Origin of the sequence: Streptomyces sp. NPDC051136 (genome assembly GCF_044455745.1) — a bacterium.
In the GTDB taxonomy this organism is placed as follows: domain Bacteria; phylum Actinomycetota; class Actinomycetes; order Streptomycetales; family Streptomycetaceae; genus Streptomyces.
The window spans coordinates 1-1,302 of the sequence record NZ_JBITFE010000026.1; the positions used below are offsets into that span (position 1 = coordinate 1).

Below are 1,302 nucleotides of genomic sequence, written 5' to 3' on the forward strand. Positions count from 1 at the left end.
TGTGGGTGGGGATGTGGCGGGTGGGGTGCGTGGTGTGGTGGGTGGGGTGTTGGGGTGGTTGCGTGGGTGGTTGGGGGATGGGCGGTTTGAGGGGTTGAGGTTGGTGGTGGTGACGCGGGGTGCGGTGGCGGCGGTGGAGGGTGAGGGTGTGGTGGATTTGGGGGGTGCTGCGGTGTGGGGGTTGGTGAGGTCGGCGCGGGCGGAGTTTCCGGGGCGGTTGGTGTTGGTGGATGTGGAGGAGGGGGCGGTGGTTTCGGGCCTGGGTGGGGTGTTGGAGTCGGTGGTGGGTTCGGGTCTGGATGAGGTGGCGGTGCGTGGGGGGCGGTTGCTGGCGCCGCGTCTGGTGCCGGCGCCTGCGTCGGATCCGGCTTCGGCTTCGGTTCCGGCTTCGGTGGCGGGTTTGGGTGGGGGGACGGTGGTGGTCAGTGGTGCGACGGGGACGTTGGGGCGTTTGGTGGCGCGGCATTTGGTGGTGGTGCATGGGGTGCGGTCGTTGTTGTTGTTGAGTCGTTCGGGTGAGGGGGCTGTGGGGGCGTCGGGGTTGCGGGCGGAGTTGGAGGGGTTGGGTGCGCGGGTGGTGTTCGGGGCGGTTGATGTGGCTGATCGTGGGGCTTTGGCGGGGGTGTTGGAGGGTGCGCGGGCGGAGGGTCGGTTGGTGGGTGTGGTGCATGTGGCTGGGGTGGCGTGGGACGGGGTGTTGGGGGAGATGGGGGGTGAGCGGTTGGAGCGGGTGTTGCGGCCGAAGGTGGATGGTGCGTGGAATCTGCATGAGTTGACGCGTGGTGACGAGGTGGGGGTGTTCGTCATGTATTCGTCGTTGGCGGGTTTGCTGGGGACGGCGGGGCAGGCGAATTATGCGGCGGGGAATGCGTTTTTGGATGGGTTGGCGTCGTGGCGGCGGGCTGCTGGGCTGCCGGCGGTGTCGATGGTGTGGGGGTTGTGGGAGGAGTCGAGTGGGATCAGTGGGGAGCTGGGTGAGGTTGATCTGCGGCGGTTGAGCCGGATGGGGTTGCGGGCGTTGTCGTCGCGGGAGGGGGTGGGTCTGTTTGATGCGGCGTTGGGTTCGGGGGAGCCGGTGGTGGCGTTGACGGGTGTGGATGTGGGTGTGCTGCGGGCGGGGGGTGAGCAGGCGCCGGCGTTGTTGCGGTCGTTGGTTGGGGTGCGGCGGGGACGTTCGGCGGCCGGCGAGCGTGAGGGCGAGGGTGGTGCGGGGCGGTTGCTGGGTGAGCGGGTGGCGGGTATGTCGCCGGTGGAGCGGGTGCGGGTGCTGACGGATGTGGTGCAGGGTGTGGTCGCGGCGAT

The 1,302-nt window shown here is 69.3% G+C and carries 1 protein-coding gene; it reads left to right on the forward strand.

Going from position 1 to position 1,302, the window contains the following annotated elements:
• Positions 1-46 precede the first annotated feature (46 nt).
• Positions 47-1,302: beta-ketoacyl reductase (locus ACIBCJ_RS35590; RefSeq protein WP_399284366.1), on the forward strand; the 1,256-nt coding region annotated here is incomplete at its 3' end.